This window comes from Ruminococcus sp. (assembly GCF_045129435.1).
Lineage (GTDB): Bacteria > Bacillota > Clostridia > Oscillospirales > Acutalibacteraceae > Ruminococcoides.
In genome coordinates, this window is sequence record NZ_JBGVJL010000185.1 from 1 (window position 1) to 8,699 (window position 8,699).

General features: G+C 39.1%; 11 protein-coding genes. All 11 read right to left on the reverse strand.

Annotated elements, in window-relative coordinates:
* A partial coding sequence (locus tag ACJMMI_RS08555; RefSeq protein WP_405354953.1) for a hypothetical protein occupies positions 1-214 on the reverse strand: 214 nt, incomplete at its 3' end.
* A 30-nt stretch (positions 215-244) separates the two neighbouring features.
* Positions 245-652, reverse strand: coding sequence for a YlbF family regulator (locus ACJMMI_RS08560; protein ID WP_405354955.1), 408 nt, complete (start codon positions 650-652; stop codon positions 245-247).
* A gap of 15 nt (positions 653-667) precedes the next feature.
* A complete protein-coding gene (gene miaB, locus ACJMMI_RS08565; RefSeq protein ID WP_405354956.1) occupies positions 668-2,092 on the reverse strand; it encodes a tRNA (N6-isopentenyl adenosine(37)-C2)-methylthiotransferase MiaB in 1,425 nt (474 codons plus the stop codon).
* Between the two features lie 88 nt (positions 2,093-2,180).
* Entirely contained in the window at positions 2,181-2,828 is a 648-nt protein-coding gene (yunB, locus tag ACJMMI_RS08570; protein WP_405354957.1) for a sporulation protein YunB, read from the reverse strand.
* A 48-nt stretch (positions 2,829-2,876) separates the two neighbouring features.
* Complete coding sequence (locus ACJMMI_RS08575; protein WP_405354958.1) at positions 2,877-3,362, reverse strand: CD1247 N-terminal domain-containing protein; 486 nt, start codon at positions 3,360-3,362, stop codon at positions 2,877-2,879.
* A 21-nt stretch (positions 3,363-3,383) separates the two neighbouring features.
* Positions 3,384-3,941, reverse strand: a complete 558-nt coding sequence (efp, locus tag ACJMMI_RS08580; protein WP_176781817.1) for an elongation factor P — start codon at positions 3,939-3,941, stop codon at positions 3,384-3,386.
* Positions 3,942-4,040: 99 nt separating this feature from the next.
* Positions 4,041-5,120: an aminopeptidase P family protein gene (locus tag ACJMMI_RS08585; protein WP_405354960.1), complete on the reverse strand. Its 1,080-nt coding sequence runs from the start codon at positions 5,118-5,120 to the stop codon at positions 4,041-4,043.
* Entirely contained in the window at positions 5,120-5,554 is a 435-nt protein-coding gene (aroQ, locus tag ACJMMI_RS08590) for a type II 3-dehydroquinate dehydratase (protein WP_405354961.1), read from the reverse strand. The genes ACJMMI_RS08585 and aroQ overlap by 1 nt, the downstream gene beginning before the upstream one ends.
* 65 nt (positions 5,555-5,619) lie before the next feature.
* Positions 5,620-5,796 carry a 30S ribosomal protein S21 gene (gene rpsU, locus ACJMMI_RS08595; RefSeq protein WP_022234907.1) on the reverse strand — a complete coding sequence of 59 codons (177 nt, stop codon included), beginning with the start codon at positions 5,794-5,796 and terminating at the stop codon, positions 5,620-5,622.
* Between the two features lie 139 nt (positions 5,797-5,935).
* On the reverse strand, positions 5,936-8,347 hold the full coding sequence (gene leuS / locus ACJMMI_RS08600) for a leucine--tRNA ligase (protein ID WP_405354962.1): 2,412 nt from the start codon (positions 8,345-8,347) through the stop codon (positions 5,936-5,938).
* 23 nt (positions 8,348-8,370) lie between these two features.
* The coding region (gene rsfS / locus ACJMMI_RS08605; protein WP_405354963.1) for a ribosome silencing factor at positions 8,371-8,699 on the reverse strand (329 nt) is incomplete at its 5' end.

Genomic DNA, 8,699 nt, shown 5'->3' on the forward strand with positions numbered 1-8,699 from the left:
CCTCACAGCTGTGAAAAGGAACACCGCACATCGGTGCTCGTTCAGCCTGACCGCAATCCCTGCCTGTGAGTGTAAGCTCAAGCTCCTTTGATGCAATTTTTGCATCATCGTAAAACATCTCATAGAAATCTCCCAGACGGAAGAAAAGAATACTGTCTTTATTCTGCTCTTTAATTGCGAAATACTGTTTCATCATAGGAGATAACTCTGCCAATGTTTTCACACCCTTTCAATAGAATTATTATCAACCGCAACCGCCGCAAGTACTGCAACTGCCTGAGCAAGAAGAAGTTGAGTAATCAGCTGTTTCAGGGTCTGCACCCTCTGCTGACTGCTGAACAATAGCAAGAACTCTATTTGCAATTACATCAAATGCATCTTTAGCATCATTGTAAGCAATCATATTCTTGTTTGACATAATCTTTGAGTAGTCCTCTCTCATCTGGCTGTTAAGAAGTGCGAGCTTGTCGCTGTCTTTATCCTTCTTAGAAGCCTCGTTATTGATAGACATTCTCTTCATATTAAAATCGCCAATGAGGTTCTGAAGCTCCATATCAGCATCTGCATCTGCCTGAGCCTTCTGAAGAGCAATGTATGACTCCTCCTGCTGAATAAGCTTACCAAGCTCTCTTGCCTTTTCAATAATATCCATAATTTTATCCTTTCCTTACGCAAGCTCACCTTTGAGTATCCAGTTTCTTGCCTGTGTAATCTTAACATTCTGAAATGTGCCTATAAGGCTCTTGTCGCCTTTAAGCTCCACAATTATATTGCCACTTGTTCTACCGTTTAATTCACCGTTCTTACCGGTTTCGGATTCAATAAGAACTTTTTCAATATTGCCGACCATAGAAGCACATCTTTTTGCCGCAATTTCTTCCTGCACATCAAGCAGTTCTCTGAACCACTTTGACTTTTCTTCGGCAGAAATCGGGTCTTCCATTTTAGCTGCGGGTGTGCCAACTCTCGGTGAATAAATAAATGTGAAAAGTGATGTAAACTCAACCTCACGAATAAGAGAGAGTGTTTCCTTGAAGTCTTCGTAGGTTTCACCCGGAAATCCTACAATAATGTCACTTGTAAGTGATACCCCGTCAATTTTTTCCTTGGCATAATTAACAATTTCAAGATATTTCTTCCTGTCATAATGCCTGTTCATCGCCTTTAAGATTCTGTCTGAACCGCTCTGAAACGGCAAGTGCAAATGTTTGCTTATATGAGTACCGTTTGCTATGGTATCAATAAGCTCCTTTGAACAATCTTTCGGATGAGAGGTCATAAATCTAAGCCAATAATCGCCGTCAATAGAATCGATTTCGTGCAAAAGCTGAGCGAATGTAGGCTTATCTGCAAGATTTTTGCCGTATGAATTTACATTCTGACCAAGCAAGGTAATATCCCTGTATCCGGCAGAAATCATCTGACGAGCTTCATCTAATATGAGTGACTTTTCACGACTACGCTCCCTGCCTCTTACATAAGGCACAATGCAGTATGTGCAAAAATTATTGCAGCCATACATAATTGAAAGCCAGCCTTTGAAAGTACCGTCACGCTTAACAGGAATTCCCTCATATACTTTTTTATCATCATTGTCACGCTCATACACACGCTTGCCGTCAGCAAGTGTATGGTACAAAAGCTGAGGAAAGCGATGTAAGGAATGAGTGCCGAAAACAAGACTTACAAAAGGGAAGCTTTTGTACATCTTATTTGCAATATGTTCCTGCTCCATCATACAACCGCAAAGTGCAATAACAATCTGCGGGTGTCTTTTTTTCAAAGCCTTCAATGCACCAACATTGCCAAAAACTCTGTCTTCGGCATGTTCTCTGATAGCACAGGTATTGAAAAGAATAAAGTCGGCATCATCTACAGTTTCTGTAAAATCAAAGCCTGCAATTTCAAGCATACCTTTAATTCTCTCACTGTCCGCAACATTCTGCTGACAACCGTATGTGCGTATGTAAGCCATTGGCTTTTCGCCACGCTTTCTGTCAGCCATTATCTGAGAAATCAATCTCATATATTCAAACTGCTGGTCTGAAATAACATCAGAGGTAACATTACCAAGTATTGTGTTTTCAGGCAAATCAATGCACTCCTAATCCATTTTATTAACTAAAATATTGTATCACAAATTACGGCAATTTTCAATATTTTTCTCAAGTTTTTAATATTTATGCAGTTTTGTACCAATTACCGCAATATTGCGGTGTAACACCAACGATTATATTTTGAGCTATTTCAAAATCTGTGGAAAAAGTCATATTTCCGGAATAGTCAAGCGATGTTGTCATAATTTTTGAAGTAAGAATAAGGCGTATGTGGTGAATTGTCTGATTAATTCCCGCTGATTCAAAGGTACTGATAATTTCAGATGAAAAACTGCCGGTAAGGTTAAAAGATACATTTATTGGCGGACCGTAGTTTGAAAGTACGGTTACATCTGTAAATGCACCGAGCGGAATATCAATTTCAACATCGTATATTTTTGCAATTTCCTGCTGAACGCTGAGCATAATATCTGCCTTTAATTCATTGATTTTAAAGGAATTTGTGGTAATTGCCTGCACAGTTCCGTCTTTTGAGGATTTAATTTCCGCAATATCATCATACTGATAATTAAATTTTTTCAAGCTGTTATTTACCGCTTCACAAACGGAATTTACTGAAATAATTTCAGCTTGAATTCTTATATATTCGCACTTAAATTCTGCAAGCTGCTGCTCACAAAACACGATACACGACACAATAATCAATACCACAGCAAGCAAAACGCATTTTAACTTTTTAAATCTAATCTTTTTTCTTTTATAAAAGAGCAAAAAAACACCCCTCGATATACTATACGAGAGGTGTTGATTTTGTTAAAATTATTCTTCTGAAGAATTACAATTACTTTCGCAACCCTCACAATTTACAGGGTCACACTCTTCGCCGTCAAAGATGTCTGAGAAGTCAAACTCAAGAAGTTCGCCGCAGTTAGGGCACTCAATCTCACCCTCAAGAAGAACATCTTCTGATACATTGAGCTTCTGTCCGCAAGCATCACAAGTTACTTCATAAAAAACATTGTCATCTTCATCGTCAAAGTCTTCGTAGTCATCATCATCTTCATCATAATCAAAGTCATCGTCTTCGCCGTAAAGCTCGGTTTCAGCTTCAGCAAGATCCTGATCAATCTCATCTACCTGAGCAGAAAGCTCATCATAGAGATCTTCCATATCTGTTACAGAATATGACATATCATCAAGAAGATCGATAATTGCGTTAATAACCTTAACCTCAGGCTTTGACTCATCAAGAGCTAAGCCTTCGCAAAGTCCGCGAATGTAAGAAATTTTTTCTGTTAAATTCATAACAATTCCTCCGCAGAGTAATTATGCTCTGCCCATATACTCACCAGTTCTTGTATCGATCTGGATCATCTCGCCCTCGTCAATAAAGAGAGGAACTTTAATCTCTGCACCTGTTTCAAGAGTCGCAGGCTTTGTAGCGTTAGTAGCTGTGTCACCCTTGAAGCCCGGGTCAGTCTTAGTAACCTGAAGCTCTACAAAGTTAGGTGGCTCTACGCCAAATACGCTGCCCTTGTAAGAAAGAACCTTACAAACCATATTCTCTTTAACAAACTTAAAGTTGTCGCCAAGAACACTCTTGTTGATTGGAATCTGCTCCCATGTTTCTGTATCCATAAAGTAATAAAGATCACCGTCTGAATAGCTGTACTCCATATCCTTTCTGTCAATAAATGCAGTAGGATACTTATCGTTAGGGTTAAAAGTTTTTTCTACAACCGCACCTGTAATAACATTTCTGATCTTTGTTCTTACGAAAGCGGCACCCTTACCAGGCTTTACATGCTGGAATTCAATGATTGAAACAACCTGTCCATCCATTTCAAATGTAACGCCATTTCTGAAATCACCTGCTGATATCATAAGTAATACCTCCTAAAATATACATAATTGCAGCAAAAAAACATTGCCATTATGTGTCATAAGCTATTATACATAAAAAATAAGCAAATTGCAAGCTTTTTAAAGAATTATTAGTTCTTTTGGCAAAGATACAAAGTTAGTATAGCCGTTTTCGGTTACATAAAGCATATCTTCAATTCTCACACCAAATTTCTGCGGAATGTAAATTCCCGGTTCATCGGTAATAACCATACCCTCTTTGAGGATAGTTTCGCCCCTTAGAGAAACATTCGGTGCTTCATGAATTTCAAGTCCCACACCATGACCTGTAGAATGACCAAAACATTCGCCATAACCTGCATCAGTTATAATATCTCTTGCAACCTTGTCAATCTCCGAACAAGTCTTGCCTGCCTTTACCTGCTCAAGCACTGTAAGCTGTGCTTTTAAAACTATATCATAGATTTTTTTCTGCTCATCGGTTGCAAACCCAACTGCTACTGTTCTTGTAGTGTCCGAATGATAGCCGTCATAAACAGAGCCAAAATCCATCGTAAAGAAATCTCCCGATTTAATTATATCGTCACCCGGCACACCATGCGGAAGCGAAGTTTTGCTGCCTGTAATTGTGATTAAATCAAAGGAAACACGCTCTGCACCATACTGCTTCATCAAATATTCAAGTTCAATAGCAATTTTTCGCTCAGTCACACCAGGTTTAATATAATTGAGTACTTCATTATATGCTTTTTCGGCAATCTGCTGTGCCTTTAATATTTTATCAAACTCTGTTTGATCCTTTATGATTCTGATGTCTGAGATTGTTTTATCAAGCTCTTCATTACAGAAAAGTTCAATCTGATGCTCTTCAAAACGCTTTTTATAGGCATTAAATTCCGAAACAGTAAGAGCATTAGCCTCTGCAAAAAGTTTATTCACACATTCCTTTTTAAGAATTTCAGAAATATCATCAATAAGCTTTTTAAAACAAATCACTTCACAGCCGACCGCATACTTTTGTGCGGCTTCAAAATATCTGAAATCAACAAACAAATAAGCCTTGTCATATGTCAGAAGAAATACACCCTCGCTATGCTGAAATCCGCTGAAATATCCGACATTGATTTCATCTTTAACCAAAATTGCAGTATCGGTAGATTCTATAAAAGCTCTGAGCTGTTCTATTCTCAAGCTGTTCATTATTTCATCAAGTCCTTTAAAGCCATAATTGCAAGGAAGTAGCTATTTTTGCCAAAGCCGGCAATCTGACCTGCACAAACAGGAGCAATAACAGATGTGTGTCTAAATTCTTCTCTTGCATGAATATTAGACATATGCACCTCAACAAACGGAAGCTTTACACAAGCAATAGCATCTCTGAGTGCATAACTATAATGTGTAAGAGCACCGGCATTTATTACAACGCCGTCAAAGTTTCCTCTTGCAGCATGAATTTTATCAATCAGGTCACCCTCGTGGTTTGACTGGTAAATCTCAACAGAAAAGCCCTGACTGTCTGCAAACGATTTAATCTGCTCTGAAATGCTCTGAGCTGTTTCCTCACCGTAAATACCTTTTTCTCTTACACCAACCATATTAAGGTTAGGTCCTAAAATAACAAGAATTTTTTTCATTTTTATTCACCAAATTTCTGATAAAATGACAAAAAGCGGACAGATAAACTGTCCGCTTATTTTGATTACCTGAATTTTCTCTTACGAGCTGCTTCGGACTTCTTTTTACGCTTTACAGAAGGCTTTTCATAAGCCTCTCTCTTGCGTACCTCAGCAATAACGCCAGCTCTAGCACACTGCTTTTTGAATCTTCTTAAAGCACTCTCAAGAGATTCGTTATCCTTAAGTCTGATTTCTGCCATCTATCTTCCCTCCCATCTGCCATGTGGCATGGGTAATTTGCATATGTTGCATATGATATTATACAATACCCATTTATGATTGTCAATAGAAATGTAGAAATTTAGGGAAAATTAAGTAAAAATAAATATTATCTACAAATTATGGCTTAACAACGAGGTTTACAAGCTTATTTGGAACATAAATTTCTTTAATGATATTCATATTCTGAATAGCCTTTGCAACATTTTCGTCTGCCTTTGCCATATCAAGAACAGCGTTCTTATCTGACTCAACAGGAATGTTAAGCTTTGTTTTGATTTTACCGTTTACCTGAACAACAATTTCTATTGTTTCATCCTTACACTTAGCCTCATCGTACTCAGGCCACTTCTGCTCTGCAACAATGCCATTGCCAAGCTTGCAAGCCTCAAATACTTCCTCTGTAACATGAGGTGCGAATGGATTTAAAAGAATTGTAAAGATTCTGAGTTCTTCCTTAGTGATTGCACCTGTAGCTGTAACCTCATTGATAAGAGCCATAAGAGTTGCGATTGCTGTGTTGAACTTGATGTTCTCAATGTCATCGCCAACCTTTTTAATAGCCTTATGGAATGATGATTCAAGCTCAGGGCGAATACCCTCAGCATCTGTAAGAATTGTCTGGAGATTATAATAACGCTCAATAAATCTGCGGCAGCCTCTGATGCTTGACTGACTCCATGGGGCAGCCTTTTCAAAGTCACCTATAAACATTTCGTAAAGACGGAGTGTGTCTGCACCGTACTCATCTACGATTTCATCAGGATTTACTACATTACCTCTTGATTTACTCATTTTTTCGCCGTTTTCACCGAGAATCATACCGTGTGATGTTCTCTTTGCGTATGGCTCCGGAGTATTAACTACACCGATGTCATAGAGGAACTTGTGCCAGAAACGGCTGTAGAGCAAGTGTAGTGTTGTATGTTCCATACCGCCGTTGTACCAGTCAACAGGTGACCAATACTTAATAGCTTCTTTTGATGCAAGAGCTTTGTCATTGTGTGGATCCATATATCTAAGGAAGTACCATGATGAACCTGCCCACTGCGGCATAGTATCGGTTTCACGCTTAGCCTTGCCGCCGCAGCACGGGCAAGTCGTTTCAAGCCAGTCTGTCATCTTAGCAAGTGGTGATTCGCCGTTGTCTGTAGGCTCATATGATTCTACCATAGGCAAACGAAGCGGAAGCTCGCTTTCATCAATCGGAACATAGCCGCACTTGTCGCAATGTACAATCGGAATAGGCTCACCCCAATAACGCTGACGAGAGAATACCCAGTCACGAAGCTTGTAGTTTACCTTTGAGTGACCCTTGCCCTCTGACTCAAGCCAAGAGATAATCTTCTTTTTAGCTTCATCAACAGTAAGACCGTCAAGCATACCTGAATTAACCATAATGCCTGTTGCACAATCTGTATAAGCTTCTTCCTGAACATTGCCACCCTTAACTACCTCAATGATAGGAAGGTCAAATTTCTTAGCAAACTCCCAGTCACGAGTGTCATGAGCAGGAACAGCCATAATAGCACCTGTACCATATGATACAAGTACATAGTCAGAAATAAAGATTGGAATTTCTTTGTTATTAACAGGGTTAATTGCCTTAACGCCCTCAACAAGAACACCTGTCTTATCCTTTGCAACCTCTGTTCTCTCAAAGTCAGACTTTCTTGCAGCCGCTGCCTGATACTCACGGATAGCGTCAATATTAGAAAGCTTATCTGCCCACTTCTCAATGAGTGGGTGTTCAGGAGAAATTACCATATATGTTGCACCGTAAAGAGTATCTGCTCTTGTGGTGTAGATTGTAAGTGTATCACCTGTAGTTGTCTTAAAATCAACCTCAGCACCTGTACTTCTGCCAATCCAGTTCTTCTGCTGTGCCTTAACTCTGTCAGGATAGTTTACAAGGTCAAGGTCGTTGATGAGTCTGTCTGCATATGCAGTGATTTTAAGCATCCACTGTGACTTAACCTTATGAACAACCTCACTGCCGCAACGCTCACAAACGCCGTTGACAACCTCTTCGTTTGCAAGCACACATTTACATGAAGTACACCAGTTTACATTCATTTCTTTTTTATAAGCAAGTCCATGCTTAAAGAGCTGGATGAAAATCCACTGTGTCCACTTGTAATAGTCAGGGTCGGTTGTGTTGATTTCTCTGCTCCAGTCAAATGAAATACCAAGTGACTGAATCTGCTTTTTAAAGCGAGCAATATTCTGCTTTGTAACGATTTCAGGGTGAATGTGGTTCTTTATAGCATAGTTCTCGGTTGGAAGACCGAATGCGTCCCAGCCGATTGGATAAAGAACATTGTAGCCCTGAAGTCTGCGTTTTCTTGCAACAGTATCAAGTGCGGTATATGGTCTTGGATGACCTACATGAAGTCCCTGTCCTGACGGATAAGGAAACTCGATAAGAGCATAGAATTTCTCTTTTTCAGAATTATCTTCTGCATGAAATACTCCCTTATCTTCCCATATTTTTTGCCATTTGCCCTCAATAGGCTTATGATTATATTTCAAAATTGAGTCCTCCTCAAAATTTTTTAGTCAACAACATCTGAAATGTCAATTTCCTTGCCATCCTGCCATAATCTTTCAAGATCATAAAACTCTCGTGCTTCATCAGAAAAGATATGAACTATAACATCAACATAGTCAAGCAAAATCCATGAATTTGAACGGTAACCCTCAATATGACTTACAGAAATACCTGCCTCGTCAAGCTGGTACTCAACCTCATCTGCAATAGCTTTTACATGAGTTGAACTTGTACCTGTTGCAATTACCATATAGTCTGCAAGCGAAGAAATATCGCCAATTTCGATTAATTTAATGTTAAGACCTTTTTTACTGCTTATAGCCTTAGCTGTTA

Excerpts from the sequence above, each read along its gene's own strand:
- ACJMMI_RS08560 (WP_405354955.1), bottom strand. The coding sequence starts at position 652 with ATGGATATTATTGAAAAGGCAAGAGAGCTTGGTAAGCTTATTCAGCAG.
- ACJMMI_RS08575 (WP_405354958.1), bottom strand. The coding sequence starts at position 3,362 with ATGAATTTAACAGAAAAAATTTCTTACATTCGCGGACTTTGCGAAGGC.
- efp (WP_176781817.1), bottom strand. The coding sequence starts at position 3,941 with ATGATATCAGCAGGTGATTTCAGAAATGGCGTTACATTTGAAATGGAT.
- ACJMMI_RS08585 (WP_405354960.1), bottom strand. The coding sequence starts at position 5,120 with ATGAACAGCTTGAGAATAGAACAGCTCAGAGCTTTTATAGAATCTACC.
- aroQ (WP_405354961.1), bottom strand. The coding sequence starts at position 5,554 with ATGAAAAAAATTCTTGTTATTTTAGGACCTAACCTTAATATGGTTGGT.
- rpsU (WP_022234907.1), bottom strand. The coding sequence starts at position 5,796 with ATGGCAGAAATCAGACTTAAGGATAACGAATCTCTTGAGAGTGCTTTA.